General features: G+C 60.1%; 28 protein-coding genes. 18 read left to right on the forward strand and 10 right to left on the reverse strand.

The window, feature by feature from the left end; translation table 11 throughout:
- Positions 1–83 precede the first annotated feature (83 nt).
- On the reverse strand, positions 84–434 hold the full coding sequence (locus AC06G5_RS19620) for a hypothetical protein (RefSeq protein ID WP_413426635.1): 351 nt from the start codon (positions 432–434) through the stop codon (positions 84–86).
- A gap of 149 nt (positions 435–583) precedes the next feature.
- Here AC06G5_RS19620 and AC06G5_RS19625 point away from each other — a divergent pair, with 149 nt between their 5' ends.
- The 9 genes from AC06G5_RS19625 to AC06G5_RS19665 all read left to right on the forward strand — a co-directional run bounded on the left by AC06G5_RS19625 (position 584) and on the right by AC06G5_RS19665 (position 5,516).
- Complete coding sequence (locus AC06G5_RS19625; protein WP_008015571.1) at positions 584–832, forward strand: hypothetical protein; 249 nt, start codon at positions 584–586, stop codon at positions 830–832.
- A 20-nt stretch (positions 833–852) separates the two neighbouring features.
- Positions 853–1,182: a DUF6388 family protein gene (locus AC06G5_RS19630; protein ID WP_413426637.1), complete on the forward strand. Its 330-nt coding sequence runs from the start codon at positions 853–855 to the stop codon at positions 1,180–1,182.
- Positions 1,183–1,207: 25 nt separating this feature from the next.
- Positions 1,208–1,912 (forward strand): YoaK family protein, encoded by a 705-nt coding sequence (locus AC06G5_RS19635; protein WP_413426639.1) that lies wholly within the window; start codon positions 1,208–1,210, stop codon positions 1,910–1,912.
- A gap of 125 nt (positions 1,913–2,037) precedes the next feature.
- Positions 2,038–2,430 (forward strand): sulfurtransferase complex subunit TusD, encoded by a 393-nt coding sequence (gene tusD / locus AC06G5_RS19640; protein ID WP_057399841.1) that lies wholly within the window; start codon positions 2,038–2,040, stop codon positions 2,428–2,430.
- Position 2,431: 1 nt separating this feature from the next.
- The gene (gene tusC / locus AC06G5_RS19645) at positions 2,432–2,794 is read left to right on the forward strand and encodes a sulfurtransferase complex subunit TusC (RefSeq protein ID WP_413426641.1); all 363 of its coding nucleotides are present in this window, start codon (positions 2,432–2,434) and stop codon (positions 2,792–2,794) included.
- A complete protein-coding gene (gene tusB, locus AC06G5_RS19650) occupies positions 2,794–3,087 on the forward strand; it encodes a sulfurtransferase complex subunit TusB (protein WP_007986875.1) in 294 nt (97 codons plus the stop codon). Before tusC ends, tusB begins: the two co-directional genes overlap by 1 nt.
- The gene (locus AC06G5_RS19655; RefSeq protein WP_046037873.1) at positions 3,084–3,419 is read left to right on the forward strand and encodes a TusE/DsrC/DsvC family sulfur relay protein; all 336 of its coding nucleotides are present in this window, start codon (positions 3,084–3,086) and stop codon (positions 3,417–3,419) included. The genes tusB and AC06G5_RS19655 overlap by 4 nt, the downstream gene beginning before the upstream one ends.
- Positions 3,416–4,417 carry a glycosyl transferase family protein gene (locus AC06G5_RS19660; RefSeq protein WP_413426643.1) on the forward strand — a complete coding sequence of 334 codons (1,002 nt, stop codon included), beginning with the start codon at positions 3,416–3,418 and terminating at the stop codon, positions 4,415–4,417. Before AC06G5_RS19655 ends, AC06G5_RS19660 begins: the two co-directional genes overlap by 4 nt.
- 91 nt (positions 4,418–4,508) lie before the next feature.
- Positions 4,509–5,516, forward strand: coding sequence for a glutathione S-transferase family protein (locus AC06G5_RS19665; RefSeq protein WP_413426645.1), 1,008 nt, complete (start codon positions 4,509–4,511; stop codon positions 5,514–5,516).
- A gap of 143 nt (positions 5,517–5,659) precedes the next feature.
- On the opposite strand, the gene cysG is transcribed toward AC06G5_RS19665, so the two are convergent.
- The 6 genes from cysG to AC06G5_RS19695 all read right to left on the reverse strand — a co-directional run bounded on the left by cysG (position 5,660) and on the right by AC06G5_RS19695 (position 13,312).
- Entirely contained in the window at positions 5,660–7,054 is a 1,395-nt protein-coding gene (gene cysG / locus AC06G5_RS19670) for a siroheme synthase CysG (protein ID WP_413426647.1), read from the reverse strand.
- A complete protein-coding gene (serS, locus tag AC06G5_RS19675) occupies positions 7,055–8,335 on the reverse strand; it encodes a serine--tRNA ligase (RefSeq protein WP_413426649.1) in 1,281 nt (426 codons plus the stop codon).
- A 16-nt stretch (positions 8,336–8,351) separates the two neighbouring features.
- Entirely contained in the window at positions 8,352–8,726 is a 375-nt protein-coding gene (gene crcB, locus AC06G5_RS19680; protein WP_008015556.1) for a fluoride efflux transporter CrcB, read from the reverse strand.
- Positions 8,726–10,048 carry a replication-associated recombination protein A gene (locus AC06G5_RS19685; RefSeq protein ID WP_413426652.1) on the reverse strand — a complete coding sequence of 441 codons (1,323 nt, stop codon included), beginning with the start codon at positions 10,046–10,048 and terminating at the stop codon, positions 8,726–8,728. Before AC06G5_RS19685 ends, crcB begins: the two co-directional genes overlap by 1 nt.
- A gap of 162 nt (positions 10,049–10,210) precedes the next feature.
- On the reverse strand, positions 10,211–10,834 hold the full coding sequence (lolA, locus tag AC06G5_RS19690; protein ID WP_413426654.1) for an outer membrane lipoprotein periplasmic chaperone LolA: 624 nt from the start codon (positions 10,832–10,834) through the stop codon (positions 10,211–10,213).
- A gap of 66 nt (positions 10,835–10,900) precedes the next feature.
- Positions 10,901–13,312: a DNA translocase FtsK gene (locus AC06G5_RS19695; RefSeq protein WP_413426656.1), complete on the reverse strand. Its 2,412-nt coding sequence runs from the start codon at positions 13,310–13,312 to the stop codon at positions 10,901–10,903.
- Between the two features lie 305 nt (positions 13,313–13,617).
- On the opposite strand from AC06G5_RS19695, the gene trxB reads away from it, so the two are divergent.
- The 4 genes from trxB (at position 13,618) to infA (ending at position 16,416) form a co-directional block, all read left to right on the forward strand.
- The gene (gene trxB, locus AC06G5_RS19700; RefSeq protein WP_413426658.1) at positions 13,618–14,577 is read left to right on the forward strand and encodes a thioredoxin-disulfide reductase; all 960 of its coding nucleotides are present in this window, start codon (positions 13,618–13,620) and stop codon (positions 14,575–14,577) included.
- A 62-nt stretch (positions 14,578–14,639) separates the two neighbouring features.
- Positions 14,640–15,320, forward strand: coding sequence for a leucyl/phenylalanyl-tRNA--protein transferase (aat, locus tag AC06G5_RS19705; RefSeq protein ID WP_413704444.1), 681 nt, complete (start codon positions 14,640–14,642; stop codon positions 15,318–15,320).
- A gap of 58 nt (positions 15,321–15,378) precedes the next feature.
- The gene (locus AC06G5_RS19710; protein ID WP_413426662.1) at positions 15,379–16,086 is read left to right on the forward strand and encodes an arginyltransferase; all 708 of its coding nucleotides are present in this window, start codon (positions 15,379–15,381) and stop codon (positions 16,084–16,086) included.
- Between the two features lie 111 nt (positions 16,087–16,197).
- Entirely contained in the window at positions 16,198–16,416 is a 219-nt protein-coding gene (gene infA / locus AC06G5_RS19715; protein ID WP_002553999.1) for a translation initiation factor IF-1, read from the forward strand.
- Between the two features lie 555 nt (positions 16,417–16,971).
- Here infA and clpA read toward each other — a convergent pair.
- Together clpA and clpS are read right to left on the reverse strand one after the other, a co-directional pair.
- A complete protein-coding gene (gene clpA / locus AC06G5_RS19720) occupies positions 16,972–19,242 on the reverse strand; it encodes an ATP-dependent Clp protease ATP-binding subunit ClpA (protein WP_111287929.1) in 2,271 nt (756 codons plus the stop codon).
- A gap of 30 nt (positions 19,243–19,272) precedes the next feature.
- Positions 19,273–19,635, reverse strand: a complete 363-nt coding sequence (gene clpS, locus AC06G5_RS19725) for an ATP-dependent Clp protease adapter ClpS (protein WP_033052565.1) — start codon at positions 19,633–19,635, stop codon at positions 19,273–19,275.
- Positions 19,636–19,859: 224 nt separating this feature from the next.
- On the opposite strand from clpS, the gene cspD reads away from it, so the two are divergent.
- Positions 19,860–20,114 (forward strand): cold shock domain-containing protein CspD, encoded by a 255-nt coding sequence (gene cspD / locus AC06G5_RS19730; protein WP_413426008.1) that lies wholly within the window; start codon positions 19,860–19,862, stop codon positions 20,112–20,114.
- An 82-nt stretch (positions 20,115–20,196) separates the two neighbouring features.
- Here the strand turns inward: cspD and icd are convergent, their stop codons facing one another.
- Complete coding sequence (icd, locus tag AC06G5_RS19735) at positions 20,197–21,453, reverse strand: NADP-dependent isocitrate dehydrogenase (protein WP_057399856.1); 1,257 nt, start codon at positions 21,451–21,453, stop codon at positions 20,197–20,199.
- Positions 21,454–21,946: 493 nt separating this feature from the next.
- On the opposite strand from icd, the gene AC06G5_RS19740 reads away from it, so the two are divergent.
- From AC06G5_RS19740 to hflD, 4 genes are all read left to right on the forward strand, one after another.
- Complete coding sequence (locus tag AC06G5_RS19740) at positions 21,947–24,172, forward strand: NADP-dependent isocitrate dehydrogenase (RefSeq protein ID WP_413704442.1); 2,226 nt, start codon at positions 21,947–21,949, stop codon at positions 24,170–24,172.
- Positions 24,173–24,388: 216 nt separating this feature from the next.
- Positions 24,389–24,835 (forward strand): NUDIX hydrolase, encoded by a 447-nt coding sequence (locus AC06G5_RS19745; RefSeq protein ID WP_413704441.1) that lies wholly within the window; start codon positions 24,389–24,391, stop codon positions 24,833–24,835.
- 59 nt (positions 24,836–24,894) lie between these two features.
- Positions 24,895–26,040: a tRNA 2-thiouridine(34) synthase MnmA gene (gene mnmA / locus AC06G5_RS19750; protein WP_413426016.1), complete on the forward strand. Its 1,146-nt coding sequence runs from the start codon at positions 24,895–24,897 to the stop codon at positions 26,038–26,040.
- Positions 26,037–26,660 (forward strand): high frequency lysogenization protein HflD, encoded by a 624-nt coding sequence (gene hflD, locus AC06G5_RS19755; RefSeq protein WP_057399860.1) that lies wholly within the window; start codon positions 26,037–26,039, stop codon positions 26,658–26,660. The genes mnmA and hflD overlap by 4 nt, the downstream gene beginning before the upstream one ends.
- Positions 26,661–26,734 lie beyond the last annotated feature (74 nt).

The following is a 26,734-nucleotide window of genomic DNA, read 5'->3' on the forward strand; positions in this document are numbered from 1 at the left end:
GAAAACGCTGGATGCCTGACACCCCGCGGCGTTCCGATTTTTTTCGCGAGCAAGCTCGCTCCTACAGGGGGAACAGCGTCAGATCAAAGGCAAGTCGCCAACGCCGCCAGCCGGCGCTTGGCCACGAAATCATCCTGCTGTGCGTAGTAGTTCAACACCGTGCCCGAGGCATCGCTGGTCACGTCAACGAAGGACTCCGCCGAGCGGGTGTAGACGGTCGTACCGCCCTTCTCCCCCGGTTGCAGATAGGCAGCGGCATCGACGCCGAACACGGCCTCGTCCTGCCAGGAGAACTGCACGCACTGGGCAACGTCTTTTGCCGGTTTTTCCGAGTTCAGGGTCTTGTACGGGGCCTTGGTGCGGGCATCGTTCATTGCCGAGCCAGCGCATCCAGCCAGCAACGTTACGGCCAGCGCCACCATCAGAATTCGCATTGCATTCACTCATCAGGAAAAAGCGGACTTTATCACCCCGGCAGCCCGTATCGTTCTGCTTTACTGCATTTATACCGCGACAGCGCGCAACGATTCGCGCACCCTGTCGCGCCAATAACGCAGCATCGCTGCCCATGACTGGAAATCTAATGACACCTAATGCCGAGTTCTACAAACCGAGCACTGAATATGCCGACAAGCTGATCAGCCAGATCGGACAGACGCCTTCCTGGATCGCCAAGCGAATCGGCGTCACCGACAAGCGGATTCGCTACATCCTCGACGGCGAAAGAACCGTCAAAGGCGAAACCACGCCAATCCAGATGACCTACACCGAACAGTTTGCCCTCGAATGCCTGGCGGCAGCGGCCAAGGCCAGCAAGAAGCAGTCTTCGTAACCCCCACTCAAGGAGCGACCATGGCGGCAACCGAACAACAACACGAGCTGGCACTGAAAAGGTTTCTCGACGAACGCCCCGGGTTGCGCGAAGAACTCGACCACCTCAACCCGCTGTTGGCTCAGGCCAAGGGCGAAACGGCGGCACAGTATCGCGAGGAACGACTGCACGAAGCGTTTGAAGCTGAAGCAGAACGGCAAAAGTTGTTCGCTTGGGAACTGACGTTGCAGTTAACCGCCGCCACGCCCCTGGACTACGAAGCGCAGCGCCTGGAAGTGCACCGGGAAGTGGCGGAAATGGCCGGCATGGACTGGCTGGAATATTGCGAGTTGAATGGGATAAAACCCTAAGCACTGTTCAGGAAAACCATCACCGATGCTGCCCAACACCACCAGGACCCACGCCAGCCCCGGTCACTTGCACACGCAGAAATGGCGCGGGCGTATAGGCTTGAGCCTGGTGGCCATGCTCTCGGTACTCGCCGGCATGACCGACGCCATCGGCTTCATGGCCAGCGGCGACTTCGTCTCGTTCATGAGCGGCAATACCACCCGGATGGCGGTCGCCATCAGTGCTGGCGACCTTGGGTTGACCCTGCGCCTGGTGATCCTCGTCGCCACCTTCATCGTCGGCAACGCGCTGGGCATTATCGTCAGCCGGCTAGGTGGCCGCCGGGCCCTGCCGCTGCTGCTGTGCATCGCCACCCTGCTGTGCGCCGCCGCGGCCTGGCCCTATGACGCGCAACTGCCGGCCCTGCTGGCGGCGATCATCGCAATGGGCATGCTCAATGCCGCGGTGGAAGAAGTGAACGGCCTGCCGGTTGGCCTGACGTACGTCACCGGCGCCCTGTCGCGTTTCGGCCGCGGACTGGGCCGCTGGATACTCGGCGAGCGCCGTAATGGCTGGCGCGTGCAACTGATCCCCTGGACCGGCATGTTCGCCGGCGCGGTACTCGGTGCCGTGCTGGAACATCACTTGGGGCTCAAGGCGTTGTTTGCCAGTGGCCTGCTGGCTGCAGGGCTCGGGGTGTTGTCGTTGAAGATCCCGCGGCGCTGGCAGTTGGGGTATATGCCGCGCTGACCGAGTGATCGGATCCGACATTTACATTGCTTGCGAAGGGGGCGACACGGTCTACGAGTAAACGCTCTTCGCCGCCCCGCCGATAAAGCATTATCATGGCCGCAGTTTCGCTGATCGAGTCCGTCATGAAGTTCGCCATCGCCGTGTTTTCCGCCGCCCATGCGCCCTCCTCGCGCCGCGCCCTGCTGTTCGCCCAAGCGGCGCTGGCCGGCGGGCACGAGATTGTCCGGCTGTTTTTCTATCAGGACGGCGTCTACAACGCGTCCGCCAGCGTGGTCACGCCTCAGGATGAACCGGACTTGCCCAGGCAATGGCGCACCTTTGTCAGCGACCATCAGCTTGATGGCGTGGTGTGCATCGCCGCAGCCCTGCGTCGTGGCGTGCTGAACGAGGAAGAAGCCAGGCGCTATCAGCGCGAGGCCGTTGCCGTCGGTGCGCCGTGGGAATTGTCCGGCCTCGGCCAATTGCATGACGCGGCGCAGGATGCCGACCGCCTGATCTGTTTCGGAGGCGCATGACATGGCCAAATCCTTGTTGATCATCAGCCGTCAGTCGCCATGGTCCGGCCCGGGCGCGCGGGAAGCGCTGGATATCGTACTGGCCGGGGGCGCCTTCGATCTGCCGATTGGCCTGTTGTTTCTCGATGACGGCGTGTTCCAGCTGGCCGCGAAACAGGACGCCAAGGCCCTTCAGCAGAAAGACCTGAGCGCCAACCTGCAAGCCCTGCCGATGTTCGGTGTCGAGGAACTGTTCGCCTGCGGCGACAGCATCAGCCAGCGCGGCCTGGATCCGAATGGACTGTCGCTGGAAGAAGCCCGGGTATTGACCGCCCACGAAATCACCGCCCTCATTGACCGTTACGACCAGGTGATCACTCTCTGATGTCGACTTTGCATGTGTTGTCTCATTCCCCGTTCGGCGACGAACGCCTGACCAGTTGCCTGCGCGTGATCGGCGCCAACGACGGCTTGCTGCTGTCCGGTGATGCGGCCTATGCGTTACAGCCCGGCACTGCGCCGTTCACTGCGCTCAGCGCCCGTGGCCTGAAGCTGTTCGTCCTGGCCGAAGATGCCCAGGCCCGTGCGCTTGCGGTTCCAGACTGGGCCTTGGCCATCGATTACCCGGCCTTCGTCGAACTGTCGATTCACTACGACAAGGTCAACAGTTGGCTATGAATGCATTGACGGTCGGCGCCCGCGCCATCGAGCTGGACAAGGACGGTTTCCTGGTGGAACTCAGTGACTGGTCCGCCGATGTGGCCAGTGCCCTGGCGGCTGCCGAAGACATCGAGTTGACGCCCGAACACTGGGAAGTCCTCGAACTGCTGCGCAGCTTCTACGCCGAATTCCAGCTGTCACCGGCCACCCGCCCGTTGATCAAGTACACCGCCCTGAAACTCGGCCCGGAAAAAGGCAACAGCCTGCACCTGAACCGACTGTTCAAAGGCACTCCCGCCAAACTCGCCGCGAAACTGGCGGGCCTGCCCAAACCGACGAATTGCTTATGACCGACTACCCAGCACTGACACTCGAAACGCCTGCCGAGCATCCGTTCGCCCAATTCGTGCGGATCCTTGGCAAAGGCAAACGCGGCGCCCGTGACCTGACCCGGGCCGAGGCTCGCGAGGCCATGGGCATGGTGCTCGATGAAAAGATCGAGCAAACCCAGCTCGGCGCCTTCCTGATGCTGTTGCGGCACAAGGAAGAAAGCGCAGAGGAGATGGCGGGCTTCACCGAGGCATTGCGCGAACGCCTGAATCCTCCGGCACTGGCGGTAGACCTGGATTGGCCGACCTACGCCGGCAAGAAGCGGCACTTGCCGTGGTATCTGTTGGCGGCCAAGTGCCTGGCACAGAACGGCGTGCGGATATTCATGCACGGCGGCGGCGCCCACACGGCCGGTCGCCTGTACACCGAGCAACTGCTGGGCGAATTGAACATCCCGCTGTGCCGCAATTGGCAACAGGTCGGCTCGGCGCTGGATAACGGCGGCCTGGCCTTCATGCCGCTGGTGGACTGGGCACCGCAGCTGCAACGGATGATCGACCTGCGCAACACCCTCGGCCTGCGCTCGCCGATCCACTCGCTGACGCGGATTCTCAATCCGCTGGGCGCGCGTTGCGGCCTGCAGAGCATTTTCCACCCCGGCTATCAGGCCGTTCATCGCGATGCCAGCGGGCTGCTCGGTGATACCGCCATCGTGATCAAGGGCGATGGCGGCGAAATCGAGATCAACCCGGACGCCGACAGCCACCTGTACGGCACCACCGGCGGTGCGAGCTGGGATGAGGAATGGCCGCAGTTGTCCGCGCAGCGTCACGTCAAACCCGCCTCGCTTGAACCTGAACATTTGAAAGCGGTGTGGCGTGGTGACGTGGTAGACAGCTACCCGCAAATGGCCTTGATTTCGACCATGGCCCTGGCACTGCGTGGCCTCGGACAGAACCGCGAACAAGCCTTCGAAACCGCCGAGCAATACTGGGCCGCTCGCAATAAATCGATTTAACCGATCATTCGCGCCCGATCTTTGCGCTTTTTGTTCGAACTCATCGGAATAGACTCAACCCCAACGATTATCGGTTTCGGGAGTCTTGAACATGGGTTTGTTAGTGGATGGCCGCTGGCAGGACAAGTGGTACGAAAGCAGCAAGGACGGCGCGTTCCAGCGTGAACAGGCGCAGCGTCGCAACTGGCTGACCGCAGACGGCAAGCCGGGACCGAGCGGCGTCGGTGGTTTTGCGGCCGAACCCGGGCGATATCACCTGTACGTGTCCCTGGCCTGTCCGTGGGCCCATCGAACGCTGATCCTGCGTAAACTCAAAGGCCTCGAAAAACTCATCGACGTTTCGGTGGTCAGTTGGTTGATGCTGGAAAACGGCTGGACCTTCGAGCGGAACCTGGGTTCCACCGGCGACAAGCTCGATCATTTCGACTTCATGCACCAGCGCTACACCGCCGACACTGCGGACTACACCGGCCGAGTCACCGTACCGGTACTGTGGGACCAACAGCTCAAACGCATCGTCAACAATGAATCATCGGAAATCATCCGCATGTTCAATGGTGCCTTCGACGATTTGACCGGTAACGACCTGGACTTCTACCCGGCGCCGCTACGCGCAGATATAGACGCATTGAACGAGCGGATTTATCCGGCGGTGAACAATGGCGTATACCGCGCCGGGTTTGCCACGTCGCAACAGGCTTATGAAGAAGCGTTCGATGAGGTGTTTGCCGAACTGGACCGACTGGAGCTGCTGCTGGGCGCCAACCGCTATCTGGCGGGCGAGTACCTGACCGAAGCGGACATCCGCCTGTTCACCACGCTGATTCGCTTCGATGCGGTGTACTACGGGCACTTCAAGTGCAACCTGCGCCGGATTGCGGATTATCCGAACCTGTCGAACTGGCTGCGGGAGATTTACCAGTGGCCCGGGATTGCCGAGACGGTGGACTTCACCCACATCAAGCACCACTACTACGCCAGCCACCGCACCATCAACCCGACTGGAGTGGTGCCGAAAGGTCCGGTGCAGGATTTCACCGTGCCCCATGACCGGGAGCGGTTGAGCGGGAAAGGGGTTTGGCGCAAGGGCCGGGGTTGATCCGGGTACTGCAGAGCTTTCAAGGGCCTCTTCGTCGGATCGCCGCCCGGAGCAAGCCCGCTCCCACATTTAACCGCGTTCTTCAGAGAGTACTCGGTCGAATGTGGGAGCGGGCTTGCTCGCGAATGGGGGCGACCCGATTGCTAGACCTGCCCCTGAGCCCCTTCGAACCACGCCAGTTTCTCGCGCAATTGCACCACTTCCCCCACGATCACCAATGTCGGCGCATGCACTTCATGCTCCGCCACCAGCCGTGGCAAGTCCGCCAGGGTGCCGGTAAACACCCGCTGGTTGACCGTGGTGCCCTGCTGGATCAACGCTGCCGGGGTATCTTTGCCGCGACCATGCTTGATCAACTGCTCGCAGATGATCGGCAAGCCCACCAGTCCCATGTAGAACACCAGGGTTTGCGCCGGCGCGACCAAGTCGGCCCATGGCAAATCGCTGGAGCCGTCCTTGAGGTGGCCAGTGATGAAACGCACCGACTGCGCATAATCGCGGTGAGTCAGCGGAATCCCGGCATAGGCCGCGCAACCGCTGGCCGCCGTGATCCCCGGTACGACCTGGAACGGGATGCCCTGCGCCGCCAGTTCTTCAATCTCTTCACCACCACGACCGAAGATGAACGGATCACCGCCCTTCAGTCGCACCACACGCTTGCCCTGTTTGGCCAGATCCACCAATTGCTGGTTGATCTGATCCTGCGGCACGGCGTGATCGGCACGGCGCTTGCCGACATAAACCCGCTCGGCGTCGCGACGGCACAGTTCGAGAATCGCCGGCGCCACCAGGCGGTCGTACAGCACCACGTCGGCTTGCTGCATCAGGCGCAAGGCACGGAAGGTCAGCAGGTCGGGATCGCCCGGGCCGGCGCCCACCAGATAGACTTCGCCGGTGGCAACCGGCGCTTCGCCATCGATCTTCGCTTGCAACAACCGCTCGGCTTCAGCACCCTGCCCGGCCAGTTGCCGATCGGCAACCGGGCCCTGGAATACATCTTCCCAGAACGCCCGACGCTGCTGCACATCCGGAAACAGGCCTTTGACCTGATGACGGAAACGCGCCGCCAACCCGGCCAATTGACCGTAGGTGGAAGGAATCCAGGTTTCGATCTTGGCGCGGATCAGGCGTGCCAGCACCGGCGCATCGCCGCCGCTGGACACCGCGATGATCAGCGGAGAACGGTCGACGATCGCCGGGAAGATCACGCTGCACAGGGCTGGCGCGTCCACCACGTTGACCGGCACGCAACGCCGATGGGCATCGGCGGAGACCTGCGCGTTCAGCACTTCGTCGTCGGTGGCGGCGATGATCAGCCCGCAACCGTCCAGGTCCGTTTCGGCGTAGCCACGCAACAGGCACTCGCCACCGCTGCCGGCAACCAGTTCGCGCAGTTGCGCTTCGATTTCAGGTGCAACCACCCGCAGCAGCGCACCGGCATCGGCCAGCAGGCGGGATTTGCGCAAGGCAATCTCCCCCCCACCGACGACCAACACACGACTGCCGCGAAGGTTGTGAAACAGCGGCAGATATTTCATTTAGCCGATGACCTCAATGCCACCCATGTACGGCTTCAGGACCTGCGGTACACGGATCGAACCGTCGGCCTGCTGATAGTTCTCGAGCACCGCGACCAGGGTACGCCCCACCGCCAGGCCGGAGCCGTTCAGGGTGTGCACCAGTTCCGGCTTGCCGGTTTCCGGGTTGCGGAAGCGTGCTTGCATGCGACGGGCCTGGAAGTCGCCGCAGTTGGAGCACGACGAGATTTCGCGGTATTTGTCCTGGCTCGGGATCCACACTTCCAGGTCGTAGGTCTTGACCGCGCTGAAGCCCATGTCACCGGTGCACAGCGCCAGGGTGCGATAAGGCAGATCCAGCAGTTGCAGGACTTTCTCGGCGTTGGCGGTCAGGCCTTCCAGTGCTTCCATCGACTTCGACGGCTCGACGATCTGCACCATTTCAACCTTGTCGAACTGGTGCTGGCGGATCATGCCGCGGGTGTCACGACCCGATGCGCCCGCTTCGCTGCGAAAGCACGGTGTATGGGCAACGAACTTGATCGGCAGCAGTTTCGAATCGACGATTTCGCCAGCAACGATGTTGGTCAGCGACACTTCGGCGGTCGGGATCAAGTACAGATCGGCTTCGCCTTCGCGCGCGATCTTGAACAGGTCTTCTTCGAACTTCGGCAACTGGCCGGTGCCTTGCAGCGCCGGGGCCTGGACCAGATAAGGCGTGTAGGCCTCTTCATAGCCGTGCTCGGTGACGTGCAGGTTGATCATGAACTGCGCCAGGGCGCGGTGCAGACGGGCAATCGGGCCGCGCAGCAGGGCGAAACGGGCGCCGGACAGTTTCGCGGCGGTTTCGAAGTCCAGCCAGCCGAACTTCTCGCCCAGGGCCACGTGGTCCTGGACCGGGAAGTCGAAAGCCTTCGGCGTGCCCCAGCGGCGCACTTCAACGTTGCCGTCTTCGTCATCGCCAACCGGCACCGATTCGTGCGGCAGGTTCGGAATGCCCAGCAGGATCGAATCCAGCTCGGTCTGGATCGTGTCCAGTTCGACTTTACCGGCGCTCAACTCGCCCGCCATGCGCTCGACGTCCGCCATCAGCGGCGCGATGTCTTCGCCGCGCTGCTTGGCCTGACCGATGGATTTGGAGCGCGCATTACGTTCAGCCTGCAGTGCTTCGGTGCGGGTCTGGACGGTCTTGCGCTGTTCTTCCAGCGCTTCGATGCGCGCAACATCCAGCACAAAGCCACGGGATGCCAGGCGGTCCGCTACGTCCTGAAGGTTGCTACGTAACAGTTTGGAATCGAGCATGTCGGTTTCTCGTTTATCAAAGTTTGGTCAAGGACAGGCCGGCCCAGGTGGCAAGCAGCCCGCCGAATACGCTGAGCGCCGCATAGCCCAGGGCCAGCGGCACTTGCCCGCTTTCCAGCAGGCGCACCGTATCCAGTGAAAAGGATGAAAAAGTCGTCAGCCCCCCGAGGAAGCCGACCATCAACCCGGCACGCACCTCGACAGGCACCTCCGGGCGTATCAAAAACAGACCGTATAGAACGCCGATCAGCAAACAGCCCACGATATTAACGGCCAGCGTCGCGGTATAGAAGTGCCGCGGCCAATTCGCGTTGATCCAGTTGCCCGTGGCGAAGCGCAACAATGTACCGGCTACCCCGCCAACGGATACCGCAACGATCAAAGGAAGCACTATTTTCTCCGCTGCCGGGGGCTTAAACGGTCGAGTTTCGCCAGGTGATTGAGCTTTTCGCCGATTTTCAGTTCCAGGCCACGGGGCACCGGCTGATAGAACGGAATCGGCTCGAGCTCTTCCGGGAAGTAATCTTCCCCGGCGGCATAGGCGTCCGGCTCATCATGGGCATAACGGTATTCATCGCCGTAGCCCAACTGCTTCATCAGCTTGGTCGGTGCGTTGCGCAGGTGCAGCGGCACCTCCAGCGAGCCGTGCTCGGCGGCGGCGCGCAATGCAGTTTTGAAGCCCATGTACACCGCATTGCTTTTCGGCGCGCAGGCCAGATAGGTGATGGCCTGGGCCACCGCCAGTTCACCCTCGGGGCTGCCAAGGCGTTCCTGCACTTCCCAGGCCGCCAGGCACAAACTCAGGGCGCGCGGGTCGGCATTGCCGATGTCTTCGCTGGCCATGCGCACCACGCGCCGGGCCAGGTACAACGGATCGCAGCCACCGTCGATCATCCGCGCAAACCAGTACAGCGCGCCGTCGGGATTGGAGCCGCGCACCGATTTGTGCAGCGCGGAAATCTGATCGTAGAACGCTTCGCCACCCTTGTCGAAACGCCGACGGGTATCACCGAGCAGGCTTTGCAGCAGGTCGGTGCCCATCTCGTTGTTGTCTTCGGCCAGATCCGAGGCGTTCTCCAGCAGATTCAGCAGGCGCCGGCCATCGCCATCGGCGGCGGACAGCAGCATCTGGAAGCCCTCATCGCTGAGGGTCAGGTTGCGCTTGCCCAGACCCCGCTCTTCGGTCAGCGCACGGTGGACCAGCTTGCGCAGAGCCGCTTCGTCGAGGCTCTTGAGCACATAGACCCGTGCCCGCGAGAGCAACGCGTTGTTCAATTCAAACGAGGGGTTCTCGGTGGTGGCGCCGATGAAAATCAGCGTGCCGTCTTCGACATAGGGCAGGAACGCATCCTGCTGGGACTTGTTGAAACGGTGCACTTCGTCGACGAACAGGATGGTGCGCTTACCGTATTGCCCGGCCTGCTGCTTGGCGATTTCCACCGCCTGACGGATTTCCTTCACGCCGGCGAGCACCGCCGACACCGTTTCGAAGTGCGCATCCGAGACTTCCGCGAGCAATCGCGCCAGCGTGGTCTTGCCCACACCCGGCGGCCCCCAGAAAATCATCGAATGCAGGGCACCCTGCTCCAGCGCTTCGCGCAAGGGCTTGCCGCGAGCGAGCACGTGTTCCTGGCCGACGTACTCATCCAGATTGGTCGCGCGCAAACGGGCGGCCAGGGGCTGGGCGATGGGAGTGCTGCGAAACAGATCCATGACTACTTGTGAAACCTCACTGGGCCCTGATGTCGATCAACACAATTCCTGTAGGAGCGAGCTAGCTCGCGATGGTCGTCAACGATAACGCTGGCGACCTGACACCCAGCGGCGCGCTCAGGTTCATCGCGAGCGAGCTCGCTCCTACAGAGGTTCTGCGTTTTATTCCTGGATTACATCGGCACCCTTGGGGATGTCGAACTTGAACTTGGACGCCGGGATCGGCTCGTTGGCCTTCACGCCGGTGAACAGGATATTGGTACGCTGACCGACACTGTCGATCAACTGCATATCATTGACCAGGCCATTGCGGAACGACAGGCGCAGGCTGTCGAACAAGGTGTCCTTGGTTTTCGGTTTCAGGGTGAAGTCGATCACGCCGCCGGCTTCCTTGGCGCTGATGTCGAAGCTCTGGCTGATCTTGGACACGTCACCGGACAGCAGCAACGCGGGCGTCTGGGTCAGACGCTCATCGAGTTTCTTGATGGTGGCCTGTTCCAGGTCCGGGTCCCACAGGGTGACCTTCTTGCCATCGGAGACCATGGTCTGCTCGGCTGGCGCATCGGTGTGCCAGTAGAACAGGCCCGGACGCTGCAACGACATGTCGCCAGCAGTTTCCTGCAACTGGGTGCCGGTGCCGTCCAGGGTCAACTGAGAGAAACGTGCGGTCAGGGTCTGGGATTTTTCCAGCAATTGGGTCAGGCGTGCCACGTCCTTGTCATCGGCCTGGGCCGAAAGCGTGGTCAAAGCCAGTACCGGCAGCAACAGCATGCGGATCAGACGCATGGGAGTCCTCATAACATTCGTGGGAGTGCGAGCGGTGCCACAGGCACCACCCCTTTCATACTCGGGTCAGTCGCGCACCGGGCCCGGGGCCAGGACTTCACGCGAACCGTTGGTGTTCATGGACGTCACGACCCCAGCCATTTCCATGGCTTCGATCATGCGCGCGGCGCGGTTGTAGCCGATTTTCAGCTTGCGCTGAACCGCGGAAATGGAGGCGCGACGGCTTTCCAGCACGAACTGCACCGCTTCGTCGTACAGCGCGTCGGCCTCAGGATCATCGCCATCGCCGCCACCGCTGCTGCCTTCAAAGCCGCTACCCGCCTCTTCGACGCCATTGAGAATGTCGTCGTTGTATTCCGGCGCGCCACGCAGCTTCCAGGCTTCCACCACGCGGTGAACCTCGTCGTCGGACACGAAAGCACCGTGCACACGAATCGGCAGGCTGGTACCCGGCGGCATGTAGAGCATGTCACCGTGGCCCAGCAGTTGCTCGGCGCCGCCCTGGTCGATGATGGTCCGGGAGTCGATCTTGCTCGATACCTGGAACGCCATGCGGGTCGGGATGTTGGCCTTGATCAGGCCGGTGATCACGTCCACCGACGGACGCTGGGTCGCGAGGATCAAGTGAATACCCGCCGCACGAGCCTTTTGCGCGATACGTGCGATCAGCTCTTCAACCTTCTTGCCGACGATCATCATCATGTCGGCGAATTCGTCGACCACCACCACGATGGTCGGCAGCTTGCTCAGCAGCGGCGCTTCGTCGTGAATGCTCTCGCGCTTGTACAGCGGATCGCTCAACGGTTCGCCGGCATCCTGGGCTTCCTTGACCTTGGCGTTGAAGCCCGACAGGTTGCGCACGCCCATCTTGGCCATCAGCTTGTAGCGGCGTTCCATCTCGGCAACGCTCCAGCGCAGGGCGTTGGCGGCGTCCTTCATGTCGGTGACCACCGGGCACAACAGATGCGGAATGCCTTCGTAGATCGACAGCTCCAGCATTTTCGGGTCGATCATGATCAGCTTGGCGTCTTCCGGGCCGGACTTGAACAGGATCGACAGGATCATCGCGTTCACACCCACAGACTTACCGGAACCGGTGGTACCGGCCACCAGCAGGTGCGGCATCTTCGCCAGGTCGGTGATGACCGGTTTACCGCCGATATCGTGGCCCAGGGCCAGGGTGACCGGGGATTTGAAGTTGTCGTATTCGGGGGTCGACAACACCTCGGAGAAACGCACGATCTGCCGGTCTTCGTTGGGAATCTCGATACCGACCGTAGTCTTGCCCGGAATCACTTCCACCACGCGCACACTGGTCACGGCCAGGGAACGGGCCAGGTCCTTGGCCAGGTTGGCGATGCGGCTGACCTTGACGCCGGCGGCCGGCTGAATTTCGTAACGGGTAATCACCGGCCCCGGATGAATCGAGTCGACCGTGACTTCAACGCCGAACTCCTTGAGCTTGATTTCCAGCAGGTGGCCAACCGCAGCCAGGGATTCAGGCGAGTAATTGAGCTGTTTCTTTTCCGCGGGATCGAGAATCGAGATCGGCGGCAAGGTGCCTTCCACGGCGCTGTCGACGAACAGAGGCGCCTGCTTCTCTTTTTCGACGCGTTTGCTCGGTGCGGCAGGCTTTGGTGGCGCGGGCGCGATCACCGGCGGCACCTGCTTCTCGCGTTCGGACATGTGCTTGCTCAGGGCTTGCTCACGCTCGATCAAGCGTTCCTTGACCTTGGCCTGCTCGCGCTTGTCGGAGACGGTCGGCGCAACCACTTCATCCATACGGTCGTCGACTTCACGCAACTGGGCGACCAGCTGCTTGCGCTCGGTACGGGCCGCCCACCAGCGATTGGCCGCGCCCTGGAACAGTTCGAACAGGTCGAGGGTGATCTTGCCGGTGATATCCATCACCTTGAACCAAGACAGGTCGGTAAACACCGTCAGGCCGAACAGAAACAACGCGATGAACAACAGGGTACTGCCCTGGATATTCAGGGCGTTCCGGGCCAGGTCACCGAGGCTTTCGCCCAGCGCACCGCCCGCACCGGCCGGCAGACCGGTCGCGGCATGGAAATGGATATGGGCCAGAGCGGCGCCCGACAGTACCAGGAACACCAGGCCGATCAGGCGCCAGGAGAACAGCCAACCGCTCCACTGCCACGGCTCGTGACGCTGGCGGAAGATCTGGTACGCCTTGATCGCCAGCAGCAACGGGAAGATGTAGGCAAAGTAACCCAGCACCATGAACAGGATATCGGCGCTGTAGGAGCCCGCTGGCCCGCCGAAGTTCTGCACGTCGTCGATCTTGCTGTTATGGCTCCAGCCCGGATCATCCTTGCCATAGGTCAACAAGGCCATCATCAGGAACAGGCACAAGGCACCGATGGCGATCAGCGCACCTTCCTTGAGTCGGTAGTGCAAGTGCTGGCGCCAGAGCGGAACGACGGCTGGTTTAGGTGCTGCGGTGGATTTCTTCAAAACGCTTCTTTTCCTGCGCCATGGGCGCGTCCATCTGGTGAATGTCTAAAAAAACTGGCAAAAAACTGCCCAATCCAGGCAGGTAAAAAGTTAACACGCGTAACCGGGACTACTTTTAACACTGCGCCCCGGTTTTTATAAACACGGCGCGCACTGAATATATGTAGCACGCACGGCATTGTACGGGTTTGTACGCACGACGCCATGCTTGAGACCCTTGGGTGTAGCATAGTCAACAGCACATGACATGCTGTTCAATTTGAGCATGCATTCTCTTTTGTGACAAAGGCTTATGAGGTGTTTTTATGAGCGAAGCGAAGCATTCCCGCCTGATTATCCTGGGCTCCGGCCCTGCCGGTTACAGCGCAGCCGTTTATGCCGCCCGCGCCAACCTCAAGCCCGTTGTCATTACCGGCATACAGGCAGGTGGCCAGCTCACCACCACCGTCGAAGTCGATAACTGGCCAGGCGACGTCGAAGGCCTGACCGGGCCGGTCCTGATGGAGCGCATGCAAAAACATGCCGAACGCTTTGCCACCGAGATTGTTTACGACCACATCCATACTGCCAAGTTGCAACAACGGCCGTTCGAACTGATCGGCGATGGCGGAACTTACACCTGCGATGCGCTGATCATTGCCACCGGCGCTTCTGCGCAATATCTGGGCCTGTCCTCGGAAGAAGCGTTTGCCGGCAAAGGGGTTTCGGCGTGCGCGACCTGCGATGGTTTTTTCTATCGCAATCAGGTGGTTGCGGTGGTCGGCGGCGGCAACACGGCGGTCGAAGAAGCGTTATACCTGTCGAACATCGCCAAAGAAGTGCACCTGATCCATCGGCGCGACAAACTGCGCTCGGAGAAAATCCTCCAGGACAAACTCTTCGAAAAGGCCGCCAATGGCAATATCCGCCTGCACTGGAACCAGAATCTGGACGAAGTGCTTGGCGACGCCAGTGGCGTGACCGGTGCCCGCCTGCGGGACAGTCACACCGGCGAAACCAGGGAACTGCCGCTGGCCGGGGTGTTTATCGCCATCGGGCACAAGCCCAACACCGACCTGTTCAACGGACAGCTGGAAATGCGCAACGGGTATCTGCTGGTCAAGGGTGGCAGCGAAGGCGATGCCACCGCTACGGCGATAGCAGGCGTGTTTGCCGCCGGCGACGTGGCCGACCACGTTTATCGCCAGGCCGTTACGTCTGCCGGGGCCGGTTGCATGGCGGCGCTGGACGCTGAAAAATACCTCGACGACATTCCTGCCGTTTGAAGGCAAACTTGATCGCGAGCCAACACCCACCACTGCCCTCCCCTTCTGCAAGCCCGGATGCCATGCTGACTTGGTTACAACGTAACACCTTGCATTTCCCACCGCTGGAAAAGGCCATGCGCGACCCCAACGGACTCCTGGCTGCCGGCGGTGATCTGTCCGCCGACCGGCTGGTCTCGGCTTATCGCCACGGCTGCTTCCCATGGTTCTCCGAAGGCCAGCCGATCCTCTGGTGGTCTCCGGACCCGCGCACGGTTTTGTTTCCCGACGAACTGCACGTCTCGCGCAGCCTGAACAAACTGCTGCGCCAGCAACGCTATCAAGTGACGTTCGACGCGGATTTCGCCGCCGTCATCCGCGCCTGCGCGGCCCCCCGGGATTATGCCGATGGCACCTGGATCACCGAGGCGATGCAGGATGCCTACATCGAACTGCACAGGCGCGGTCACGCGCACTCGGTGGAAGTGTGGGACGGGGATGAACTGGTCGGCGGGCTGTATGGCCTGGCGATGGGCCGGCTGTTTTTCGGCGAGTCCATGTTCAGCCGCGTCGACAACGCCTCGAAATTCGGCTTTGCCACACTGGTTCGACACCTGAAAGACTCGGGTTTTGTACTGATCGATTGCCAGATGCCCACCGATCACCTGCACAGCCTCGGAGCCCGGGCGATACCCCGCCGCGAGTTTGCCGGCTATCTGGCCAGGTATCTGGACCAGCCCAACGCCGCCACCTGGGTTTGCTGAGCGACTTTTGCGCGCGTGGCTTACACTTAATCCAAAGCACCACCCCCGAGGGTTGATCATGACCGAGTTGGCGCGTTTGAAGTTCTATGCCACTCAGCCGCACTCTTGCAGTTATCTGCCCGACGAGCAGGCCACGACCCTGTTCCTCGACCCTAGCCAGCCCATGGATGTGCATGTCTATGCAGACCTGTCAGAGATGGGCTTTCGTCGCAGCGGCGACCATCTCTACCGGCCGCATTGCCAGAACTGCAATGCGTGCGTTCCGGCGCGCATTCCCGTGGGGCAGTTCACGCCCAATCGGCAACAGAAACGCATTTTCAAGCGCAACGCGGATTTGCAGGTGCGTCCGGCCAGGCCCTGCTTCAACGAAGAGTACTTCAACCTTTACCAACGCTATATCGAACAGCGTCACGCCGATGGCGATATGTACCCGCCAAGTCGCGACCAGTTTTCGACATTCCTGGTGCGGGACCTGCCGTTTTCACGCTTTTATGAGTTCCGCCTGAACGGCCGGCTGCTGGCCGTCGCCGTCACTGATTTACTGCCGAACGGTCTTTCGGCGGTCTACACCTTCTACGAGCCCTCCGAAGAGCGTCGCAGCCTTGGGCGCTACGCGATCCTCTGGCAAATCGCCGAGGCCAGCCGGCTTGGGCTGGAAGCCGTCTACCTCGGCTACTGGATCAAAAACTGCAAAAAAATGAACTACAAGACTCAATATCGCCCCATTGAGTTGCTGATTAATCAGCGCTGGGTGGTTCTAAACTAGAGCCAGCCCTAAACCCCTTGGCTTAAACCCCACTTTTCGGGCACAATGCACGCCGCTTTTGCCTGGCGCAGTTGCACCGGGCCATTCACTGGACACCGAGGGCTTTACTGCATGTCGAAAGAAGACAGCTTCGAAATGGAAGGCACTGTCGTCGACACCCTGCCCAACACCATGTTTCGTGTGGAGTTGGAAAATGGGCACGTCGTAACCGCGCACATCTCCGGCAAGATGCGCAAGAACTACATCCGTATTCTTACCGGCGACAAAGTGCGCGTCGAGCTGACTCCCTATGACTTGAGCAAAGGGCGCATCACCTACCGCGCGCGCTAAGGTTGGAGCGAGCTTGCTCGCGAAGAACCTGAGGGCGCCGCGTCAAGTCAGACTCCCCGCATCATCGTTGACGACCATCGCGAGCAAGCTCGCTCCTACAGAGACAGAGCTCGCTCGCGAAACAAGTCAATACAAGACGCCCGGCTTATGCCGGGCGTTTTTGTTTGCTTGTAATTTACTCCCCCCTCCTCTTGTAGGAGCGAGCTTGCTCGCGAAAAACCTGAGAGCACCACGTCAAGTCAGACTCCCCGCATCATCGTTGACGACCATCGCGAGCAAGCTCGCTCCTACAGAGACAGAGCTCGCTCGCGAAACAAGTCAATACAAGACGCCCGGCTTATGCCGGGCGTTTTTGTTTGCTTGTAATTTACTCCCCCCTCCTCCTGTAGGAGCGAGCTTGCTCGCGAAAAACCTGAGAGCACCACGTCAAGTCAGACTCCCCGCATCATCGTTGACGACCATCGCGAGCAAGCTCGCTCCTACAGACAGCGGACATGCCGATCAACAGGCAGCAAAAAGGCGCCTCTCGGCGCCTTTTTGTTTTGCCTTTGAACGTCAGGCCATCTCGGCCGTGGTCTCGAACTCGAAGGTTAGCTCGCCGTCCTTGATGTCGATGTGCACCACACCGCCATGTTCGGCCAGTTCGCCAAAGAGAATCTCCTCCGCCAGCGGACGCTTGATCTTGTCCTGGATCAGGCGCGCCATTGGGCGAGCACCCATTGCCGCGTCGTAGCCACCTTCGGCGAGCCAGCTGCGAGCCGCATCGGTGACCTCCAGCAACACTCGCTTGTCTTCCAGCTGCGCCTGAAGCTCGGTAAGGAACTTGTCCACCACGCTCTTGATGACCTCATGACTGAGGCGACCAAACTGGATGATGGTGTCCAGGCGGTTGCGGAACTCCGGCGTGAAGCTCTTCTTGATCACTTCCATCGCATCGGAGGAGTGATCCTGATAGGTGAAACCGATCGAAGCGCGAGCTGCAGTCTCGGCACCGGCGTTGGTCGTCATGATGACGATAACGTTACGGAAATCCGCCTTGCGCCCGTTGTTGTCGGTCAACGTACCGTGATCCATGACCTGCAACAGCAGGTTGAAGACTTCCGGATGCGCCTTCTCGATCTCATCGAGCAACAGCACGCAGTGTGGCTGCTTGGTAATGGCTTCGGTGAGCAGACCGCCCTGATCGAATCCGACATATCCCGGAGGCGCACCGATCAGACGCGATACGGTGTGGCGCTCCATATACTCGGACATGTCGAAACGAATCAACTCGACACCCAGTGCCTTGGCCAACTGACGCGCCGCTTCGGTTTTACCGACACCGGTAGGCCCTGCGAACAGGAACGAACCGACAGGCTTGTCAGGGGACTTGAGGCCGGCACGGGACAGCTTGATCGCGGTTGCCAGCGAGTCGATCGCGGCATCCTGACCGAACACGGTCAACTTCAGGTCACGCTCGAGGTTACGCAACAGCTCCTTGTCGGAACTGGTGACGTGCTTTGGCGGAATCCGCGCAATTTTCGCGACGATGTCCTCGACCTGAGGCACTTCGATACGTTTAACGCGCATCTCGACCGGTTGCAGGCGCTGGTAGGCACCCGCCTCGTCGATCACATCGATGGCCTTGTCCGGCATGTGCCGGTCATTGATATAGCGCGAAGCCAGCTCGGCGGCGGCGCGCAGGGCTTCATCACTGTATTCGATATTGTGATGGAGCTCGAAACGCCCTTTCAGGCCGCGCAGGATGCCGATGGTGTCTTCCACCGAAGGCTCTGACACATCGACTTTCTGGAAGCGTCGTGCCAGGGCACGGTCCTTCTCGAAAATGCCGCGAAATTCCTGGAAGGTGGTCGAACCGATGCAACGGATATCACCCGAGGACAGCAGCGGCTTGAGCAGGTTCGAGGCATCCATGACACCACCGGACGCAGCACCCGCACCAATGATGGTGTGGATCTCGTCGATGAACAGGATCGCCTGCGGACGTTTTTTCAGTTCATTGAGCAGCGCCTTGAAGCGCTTCTCGAAATCACCACGATACTTGGTACCGGCCAGCAAGGCACCCAGGTCAAGGGAGTAAACCACGCTGTTGGCCAGCAGGTCCGGCACCTGGTTGTCGACAATGCGCTTGGCCAGGCCTTCGGCAATCGCGGTTTTACCCACGCCCGCCTCGCCCACCAGCAGCGGATTGTTTTTGCGACGACGCGCCAGGATCTGCGCGACACGCTCGACTTCCAGCTCACGGCCCACCAACGGATCGATTCGACCCTGGCGCGCGAGTTCATTAAGGTTACTGGCATAAGCATCCAGGGGATTGCCAGAGGAAGAAGACTCACCGCCCTCGTCGTCCTGCATATCTTGCTCACCTTCAGAATGATCGCCATGCCCCGGCACCTTGGAAATGCCATGGGCGATGTAGTTGACGACATCTATACGGGCAACGCTCTGCTGTTTCAGCAGGAACACTGCCTGACTCTCTTGCTCACTGAAGATCGCGACCAGCACGTTGGCGCCAGTCACTTCGCGTTTGCCCGAGCTCTGTACGTGAAACACAGCACGTTGCAGTACACGCTGGAAGCCCAGGGTTGGCTGGGTTTCGCGATCCTCATCATGCACAGGGATCAATGGCGTGGTGGAGTCGATGAACTCCTGCAGGTCATGCTTGAGTTTGTCGAGGTTTGCGCCGCAGGCACGCAAAACGGTGGCGGCAGCCTCATTGTCCAATAGGGCCAGCAGGAGATGCTCGACGGTCATGAATTCATGACGCTTCGAACGGGCCTCCTTGAAGGCAAGATTGAGGGTGACTTCGAGCTCGCGGTTTAACATAGCTTCACCTCATACCCAAGTGTCCGGCGATTAACCGTCCTTCTCGATTTCACAGAGTAGCGGATGCTGGCTTTCCCTGGCGTACTGGTTGACCTGCATGGCCTTGGTCTCGGCGATGTCGCGGGTAAACACTCCACATACTGCCCGTCCTTCCGTATGGACGGCCAGCATGACCTTGGTCGCCAGCTCGCGATTCAGGTTAAAAAACACCTCGAGCACTTCGACCACGAAATCCATCGGTGTGTAGTCATCATTGAACAAAACCACCTTGTACATCGGCGGCGCCTGCAGTGCAGGCTTTGCCTCCTGAACAGCAATGCCTGTGGAATCGTCGTCGTGTAAATCAGGGTGATCCTGATTGAATGTTAGTCGAATCTGGCTGATTGCATGCATGGAAAGAAAGGTTCGTCAGTGGTTCAAATACAGTGGTGGGGACGGCTATCAGCGTTTTCAACTCCGACTGCCTGGTCAGCTTGACTATCGGCAAAACGGTGTTACAACCAATAGAGCCCACAGTGGGTAAAAAAGGTCCGCGGAGTCAATCTTATTTACAGATTCGACTGCGGATGTACTGGATGATACTCCAGTGATGGAGTCTGTTGCAGAGGGATATGGGTATGGCTGTCGGCAAGGTGAAGTGGTTCAACAATGCCAAGGGTTACGGATTCATCAACGAGGAAGGCAAGACAGAAGATCTGTTTGCCCACTACTCAGCCATTAAAATGGATGGTTATAAAACCCTGAAAGCCGGGCAAGCTGTCGTATTCGAGATCATCCAGGGCCCCAAAGGTCTGCACGCGATCAACATCGGCAACCCGGTGGATGCCTCGAAAGCGGCTACATCCTCCGTGCAACAGACCGTTACGGTGTAAGCCCCCCCATCATCATCCCGCCATAAAAAAACCGCCTGACTCAAACGCTTGAATCAGGCGGTTTTCATATGCCTGCGTTTTCTTACATGTGCGAGATCAGCGCATCGCCGAAACCGGAAGACGACACCAGTTTCGCGCCTTCCATCAGACGCTCGAAGTCATAGGTCACGGTCTTGGCGGAAATCGCGCCGTTGGTGCCCTTGATGATCAGGTCGGCTGCTTCGGTCCACCCCATGTGGCGCAGCATCATTTCAGCGGACAGGATCAGCGAACCCGGGTTGACCTGGTCCTTGCCTGCGTACTTCGGTGCCGTACCGTGGGTGGCTTCGAACATGGCCACGGTGTCGGACAGGTTGGCACCCGGCGCGATACCGATACCGCCCACTTCCGCCGCCAGGGCGTCGGAGAGGTAGTCACCGTTCAGGTTCAGGGTTGCGATCACATCGTACTCGGCCGGGCGCAGCAGGATCTGCTGGAGCATGGCGTCGGCGATGGCATCCTTGACGACAACGTTCTTGCCGGTTTTCGGGTTCTTGAACTGCATCCACGGGCCACCGTCGAGCAGGGTCGCGCCGAACTCTTCAGCCGCCACTTCGTAGGCCCATTCCTTGAAGGCACCCTCGGTGAACTTCATGATGTTGCCTTTGTGCACGATGGTCAGCGAATCGCGATCGTTGTCGACCACATATTGCAGGGCCTTGCGCGCCAGACGCTTGGTGCCTTGCAGCGACACCGGCTTGACGCCGATACCGCAGTTCTCGTCGAAACGGATCTTGGTAACGCCCATTTCTTCCTTGAGGAACTTGATGACCTTGGTGGCTTCCGGCGTACCGGCCTTCCACTCGATGCCGGCGTAGATGTCTTCGGAGTTCTCGCGGAAGATGGTCATGTCGACATCGCCTGGCTTCTTGACCGGGCTAGGCACGCCTTCGAACCAGCGCACCGGGCGCAGGCAGACGTACAGGTCGAGTTGCTGACGCAGGGCCACGTTCAGGGAACGGATGCCGCCACCGACCGGGGTGGTCAGCGGGCCCTTGATGGAAACCACGTAATCCTTGACCGCGTCCAGGGTTTCCTGAGGCAGCCAGGTGTCCTGATCGTAAACCTGAGTCGCTTTCTCCCCGGCGTACACTTCCATCCAGGAAATCTTGCGCTCGCCACCGTAGGCCTTCTTAACAGCAGCATCGACAACCTTGATCATGACCGGGCTGATGTCGACACCAATGCCGTCGCCTTCGATGAAGGGGATGATCGGGTTATTAGGAACATTGAGAGAATGGTCTGCATTGACGGTGATTTTGTCGCCGACGGCTGGAACCTGAATCTTCTTGTAACCCATGCTGAACTCCATAGATTGGATTGAACATCTGGCTTGGTTCGAGCGTAACCCAGTTGAATCGGCGCGCAAACCCTATGTTCCATCCAACTGCCGCAAAGCCTTGCAACTCGCGCGCTACAAGCCTGAAAGCAAAGGGAAAAGCGCCAAATTCAAGCACGACGAATGACCTTACGCCTTGCTCGCCCCTGCGACCTTTAGACCAATGGACGACATTCGTTGCGTATGAACCATCGGCAGATTGCCAGCTACCTATGTATAATGCCGCCGCTGACTAAAGGGTCACGACGGGCCAAACAGCTCTACGACGAGTGTTTACGCCCGATAAGCCGGTCTGTTACCGCAGCCCGGCTGCTTGACACCCTACTGATGCACCCAACATCACAGCAACGAAACCTCGATATTCGGCTCATGGATGACTTTGAACGAACGCGCTTACCCGGCGCCCTCGAGTTTCTGCGCACGCTTTAGCAAAGAAGAGAGAGTTAATCCGAATATGCCCACCCGCTCGAAGATCATCTATACCTTCACCGACGAAGCCCCAGCCCTCGCCACCTATTCTCTGTTGCCTATCATCGAGGCCTACACCGCTTCGGCCGATATCGCCGTTGAAACCCGCGATATCTCTCTTGCAGGGCGCATCCTGGCCAGCTTCCCCGAGCAACTGGGCGACAAAGCCGTAGCCGACCACCTCGCCGAACTGGGCGCCCTGGCCGTTACGCCTGAAGCCAACATCATCAAGCTGCCGAACATCAGCGCTTCGGTTCCACAGCTGCAAGCCGCGATCAAGGAACTGCAAGCCCAGGGCTACAACCTGCCGGACTACCCGGAAACCGTGACCTGCGACGCCGACAAAGAAGCCAAGGCGCGCTACGACAAGGTCAAGGGCAGCGCCGTGAACCCGGTTCTGCGTGAAGGCAACTCCGACCGTCGCGCTCCGCTGTCGGTCAAGAACTACGCACGCAAGCACCCGCACAAAATGGGCGCCTGGGCCAAGGACTCCAAGTCCCACGTCGCGCACATGAGCACCGGCGATTTCTACGGCAGCGAAAAAGCCGCCCTGATCGACGCCGCTGACGCCGTGAAAATCGAACTGATCGCTCAGGACGGCACCTCCACCGTCCTGAAAGAAAAGACCACCGTACAAGCCGGTGAGATCCTCGATTGCGCGGTCATGAGCAAAAACGCCCTGCGCAGCTTCATCGCGGCCGAAATCGAAGACGCCAAGGCACAAGGCGTGCTGCTGTCGGTTCACCTGAAAGCCACCATGATGAAGGTCTCCGACCCGATCATGTTCGGCCAGATCGTTGCCGAGTTCTATAAGGACGCACTGGCCAAGCACGCTGAAGTGCTGGCACAGATCGGCTTCAACCTGAACAACGGCATTGGCGACCTGTACGCTCGCATCAAGGCATTGCCTGCCGAGCAACAAGCTGCCATCGAAGCTGACATCCAGGCGGTCTACGCCGTTCGCCCTTCCCTGGCGATGGTCAACTCCGACAAAGGCATCACCAACCTGCACGTGCCGAGCGACGTGATCGTCGACGCCTCGATGCCGGCCATGATCCGTGACTCCGGCAAGATGTGGGGCACCGACGGTCAGCTGCACGACACCAAGGCCGTGATCCCGGATCGCTGCTACGCCACCATCTACCAGGCAGTGATCGAAGACTGCAAGGTAAACGGCGCCTTCGATCCAACCACCATGGGCAGCGTGCCGAACGTTGGCCTGATGGCGAAGAAAGCCGAAGAGTACGGTTCCCACGACAAGACTTTCCAGATCAAGGCTGACGGCGTTGTTCGCGTCACCGACAGCAAGGGCAACCTGCTGCTGGAGCAGTCGGTTGAAGCCGGCGACATCTTCCGCATGTGCCAGACCAAAGACGCGCCGATCCAGGACTGGGTCAAACTGGCCGTCAACCGCGCTCGCGCCAGCAGCACTCCGGCGATTTTCTGGCTGGACCCGCTGCGCGCCCACGATGGCGTGGTGATCGAGAAAGTTCAGGCTTACCTGAAGGATCACGACACTGCCGGTCTGGACATCCAGATCATGTCGCCGGTCGACGCCATGAAGTACACCCTGCAGCGCACCCGCGCAGGCAAAGACACCATCTCGGTGACCGGCAACGTACTGCGTGACTACCTGACCGACCTGTTCCCGATCATGGAACTGGGCACCAGCGCCAAGATGCTGTCGATCGTGCCGCTGATGAACGGCGGTGGCCTGTTCGAAACCGGCGCCGGCGGTTCGGCTCCGAAGCACGTTCAGCAGCTGCTGGAAGAGAACTTCCTGCGCTGGGATTCGCTGGGTGAGTTCCTGGCCCTGGCTGCGTCCCTGGAACACCTGGGCGTGACCTACAACAATCCAAAGGCGCTGGTTCTGGCCAAGACCCTGGACCAGGCCACCGGCCAGTTCCTGGACAACAACAAGTCGCCATCGCGCAAAGTCGGCAACATCGACAACCGCGGCAGCCACTTCTACCTGGCGCTGTACTGGGCTCAAGCCCTGGCTGCCCAGACCGAAGACACTGCACTGCAAGCGCAGTTCGCGACCCTGGCCAAGACCCTGACCGAGAACGAGGCGACCATCGTTGCCGAGCTCAACGCCGTTCAAGGCAAGCCAGTGGACATCGGCGGTTACTACCACGCCGACGCCGAGCTGATCAGCAAGGCCATGCGCCCAAGCGCAACCTTCAACGCGGCTGTCGCTGCGCTGGTTTAAGGTTGTAAGGGAACATCACAAACCCCGGCCCTGTGCCGGGGTTTGTGTTTTTTAGCGTTCACATAAATTTATCTGAGAAATCCGATCCATGTGGGAGCGGGCTTGCTCGCGAATGCGGTTTATCATTCAACATCGATGTTGACTGACCCACCGCTTTCGCGAGCAAGCCCGCTCCCACATTGACCGCACTCCAACATCTGAAGTTGAGGAAATCCCATGGACTGGCAACCCCACATCACCGTCGCCACCATCATCGTAGACAACGGCCGCTTCCTGATGGTCGAGGAACTCAAGCACGGACGCGTGGTGCTCAACCAGCCCGCCGGCCATCTGGATCCGAACGAAACCCTGACCGAAGCCGCTGTCCGTGAAACCCTCGAGGAAACCGGCTGGGACGTCGAACCGACCGGCGTGCTGGGCATTTACCTCTACACCGCCCCCAGCAACGGTGTGACATACCAGCGGGTCTGCTTCATCGCCAAAGCGTTGAAACACCATCCCGATTACCAGCTGGACGACGGCATTGTCGGCGCCAAGTGGCTGACCCGCGAAGAATTAATCGAACAGCGTGCCAACTGGCGCAGCGAGTTGATCATCCGCTGTATCGATGATTATCTGGACGGTAAACACTTCGGCCTCGAATTGATCCGTCCTTCTCTTTAGCCTTGCAGGCTGGAGCCTGTTAGAATCGCGTCCTTTTTCAAGACACTCATTGAATCCCTATGCGTGATCCAGCCCCTTCTGACACACAAAAGAAGCGCGTCATTGTCGGCATGTCCGGCGGCGTGGACTCTTCCGTTTCCGCCCTCCTGCTGATCGAGCAGGGTTATGAGGTGGAAGGCCTGTTCATGAAGAACTGGGAAGAAGACGACGGAACCGAATACTGCACCGCAATGGACGACCTGGCGGACGCCCAGGCCGTGTGCGACAAGATTGGCATCAAGCTGCACACCGCCAACTTTGCCGCCGAGTACTGGGACAACGTGTTCGAGCATTTCCTGGCCGAATACAAGGCCGGACGCACGCCGAACCCGGACATCCTGTGCAACCGCGAAATCAAGTTCAAGGCGTTCCTCGACTACGCCATGATGCTCGGCGCCGACCTGATCGCCACCGGTCACTACGTGCGTCGCCGCGACATCGATGGCCGCACCGAACTGCTCAAGGGCCTGGACCCGAACAAGGATCAGAGCTACTTCCTGCACGCCGTCGGCGGCGAACAGATCGCCAAGACCCTGTTCCCGGTCGGCGAACTGGAAAAACCGCAAGTGCGTGCCATTGCCGAGAAATACGAGCTGGCGACCGCGAAGAAAAAGGATTCCACCGGGATTTGCTTTATCGGCGAGCGCCGCTTCAGCGATTTCCTCAAGCAGTACCTGCCGGCGCAACCGGGCGAGATCAAGACCACCGAAGGCGAAATCATCGGCCGCCACCACGGCCTGATGTATCACACCATCGGCCAGCGCCAGGGCCTGGGCATTGGCGGGCTGAAAGATGCCAGCGATGAGCCGTGGTACGTGCTGATCAAGGACCTGGAACACAACGAACTGATCGTTGGCCAGGGTAATGATCACCCGTGGCTGTTCTCCCGCGCCCTGCTCGCTTCCGATATCTATTGGGTCAACCCGATCGATCTGAGCCAGCCGCGCAAGCTGACCGCCAAGGTCCGTTATCGCCAGGGCGACCAGCCCTGCACCCTGGAAAAGACCGCCACGGGTTATCGCGCAACCTTCGATGATCCGCAACGCGCAGTCACTCCGGGCCAGTCCGTGGTGTTCTACGACGGTGAAGTCTGCCTCGGCGGCGGCGTTATTGAAGTGGCTGAGCCATGGACCAGCAAGGGCACCCCTCAAGGCGAGCAACAATGAGCCCCATTCAGGAGCAATTGACAGCACTGGGCGGCGTGTTTCTCGCCGCCGTGCTGGTGGACAGGATTGCCAAGACCGGCCAGACCAACGAGGCCGGCCTGACCTGCATGCTCGGCAGCTTGCTGATTCGCGACCCCAAGGACACTCTGGAAGTCTATGGCGGCGATGACATCAACCTGCGTGAAGGTTATCGCGCCCTGATCGGCGCCCTTGAACGCGACCCAAGCGCCCTGCAGCGCGAGCCGCTGCGCTACGCCCTGGCCATGCTCGGTCTTGAGCGCCAACTGGCAAAGCGCAACGACATGCTCGACGTGATCGGCAAGCGCCTGCCGCAGATTCAATCCCAGGTCGAACACTTCGGCCCGGCGCACGAAAACGTGATCGCAGCGTGCGGCGCGCTGTATCAGGACACCCTGAGCACCCTGCGCCAACGCATCCAGGTGCATGGCGACATGCGTAACCTGCAACAACCGAGCAATGCCTCGAAAATTCGCGCCCTGCTGCTGGCCGGCATTCGTTCGGCGCGCCTGTGGCGGCAATTGGGCGGTCATCGCTGGCAGCTGGTGATCAGCCGCCGCAAATTGCTGAAAGAGCTTTACCCATTGATGCGTAACGAATAACCCGCATCGACAGTACCGAACTTAGCAATACGCGTAATACGCCGGTCAGTTGGCGACGGACCGGCGGATTTTTT

This window comes from Pseudomonas sp. WT-JTC (assembly GCF_056711565.1).

Bases quoted from the DNA above. Each gene is read 5' to 3' on its own strand.
- aat (WP_413704444.1), top strand. From the start codon at position 14,640: ATGCTGACTTGGTTACAACGTAACACCTTGCATTTCCCACCGCTGGAA.
- cysG (WP_413426647.1), bottom strand. From the start codon at position 7,054: ATGAAATATCTGCCGCTGTTTCACAACCTTCGCGGCAGTCGTGTGTTG.
- AC06G5_RS19665 (WP_413426645.1), top strand. From the start codon at position 4,509: ATGGGTTTGTTAGTGGATGGCCGCTGGCAGGACAAGTGGTACGAAAGC.
- tusD (WP_057399841.1), top strand. From the start codon at position 2,038: ATGAAGTTCGCCATCGCCGTGTTTTCCGCCGCCCATGCGCCCTCCTCG.
- AC06G5_RS19655 (WP_046037873.1), top strand. From the start codon at position 3,084: ATGAATGCATTGACGGTCGGCGCCCGCGCCATCGAGCTGGACAAGGAC.
- icd (WP_057399856.1), bottom strand. From the start codon at position 21,453: ATGGGTTACAAGAAGATTCAGGTTCCAGCCGTCGGCGACAAAATCACC.
- AC06G5_RS19660 (WP_413426643.1), top strand. From the start codon at position 3,416: ATGACCGACTACCCAGCACTGACACTCGAAACGCCTGCCGAGCATCCG.
- infA (WP_002553999.1), top strand. From the start codon at position 16,198: ATGTCGAAAGAAGACAGCTTCGAAATGGAAGGCACTGTCGTCGACACC.
- hflD (WP_057399860.1), top strand. From the start codon at position 26,037: ATGAGCCCCATTCAGGAGCAATTGACAGCACTGGGCGGCGTGTTTCTC.
- tusC (WP_413426641.1), top strand. From the start codon at position 2,432: ATGGCCAAATCCTTGTTGATCATCAGCCGTCAGTCGCCATGGTCCGGC.
- clpA (WP_111287929.1), bottom strand. From the start codon at position 19,242: ATGTTAAACCGCGAGCTCGAAGTCACCCTCAATCTTGCCTTCAAGGAG.
- AC06G5_RS19625 (WP_008015571.1), top strand. From the start codon at position 584: ATGACACCTAATGCCGAGTTCTACAAACCGAGCACTGAATATGCCGAC.
- AC06G5_RS19685 (WP_413426652.1), bottom strand. From the start codon at position 10,048: ATGGATCTGTTTCGCAGCACTCCCATCGCCCAGCCCCTGGCCGCCCGT.
- AC06G5_RS19710 (WP_413426662.1), top strand. From the start codon at position 15,379: ATGACCGAGTTGGCGCGTTTGAAGTTCTATGCCACTCAGCCGCACTCT.
- tusB (WP_007986875.1), top strand. From the start codon at position 2,794: ATGTCGACTTTGCATGTGTTGTCTCATTCCCCGTTCGGCGACGAACGC.
- clpS (WP_033052565.1), bottom strand. From the start codon at position 19,635: ATGCATGCAATCAGCCAGATTCGACTAACATTCAATCAGGATCACCCT.
- AC06G5_RS19635 (WP_413426639.1), top strand. From the start codon at position 1,208: ATGCTGCCCAACACCACCAGGACCCACGCCAGCCCCGGTCACTTGCAC.
- AC06G5_RS19740 (WP_413704442.1), top strand. From the start codon at position 21,947: ATGCCCACCCGCTCGAAGATCATCTATACCTTCACCGACGAAGCCCCA.
- trxB (WP_413426658.1), top strand. From the start codon at position 13,618: ATGAGCGAAGCGAAGCATTCCCGCCTGATTATCCTGGGCTCCGGCCCT.
- cspD (WP_413426008.1), top strand. From the start codon at position 19,860: ATGGCTGTCGGCAAGGTGAAGTGGTTCAACAATGCCAAGGGTTACGGA.
- AC06G5_RS19630 (WP_413426637.1), top strand. From the start codon at position 853: ATGGCGGCAACCGAACAACAACACGAGCTGGCACTGAAAAGGTTTCTC.
- lolA (WP_413426654.1), bottom strand. From the start codon at position 10,834: ATGCGTCTGATCCGCATGCTGTTGCTGCCGGTACTGGCTTTGACCACG.
- AC06G5_RS19620 (WP_413426635.1), bottom strand. From the start codon at position 434: ATGCGAATTCTGATGGTGGCGCTGGCCGTAACGTTGCTGGCTGGATGC.
- mnmA (WP_413426016.1), top strand. From the start codon at position 24,895: ATGCGTGATCCAGCCCCTTCTGACACACAAAAGAAGCGCGTCATTGTC.
- AC06G5_RS19745 (WP_413704441.1), top strand. From the start codon at position 24,389: ATGGACTGGCAACCCCACATCACCGTCGCCACCATCATCGTAGACAAC.
- serS (WP_413426649.1), bottom strand. From the start codon at position 8,335: ATGCTCGATTCCAAACTGTTACGTAGCAACCTTCAGGACGTAGCGGAC.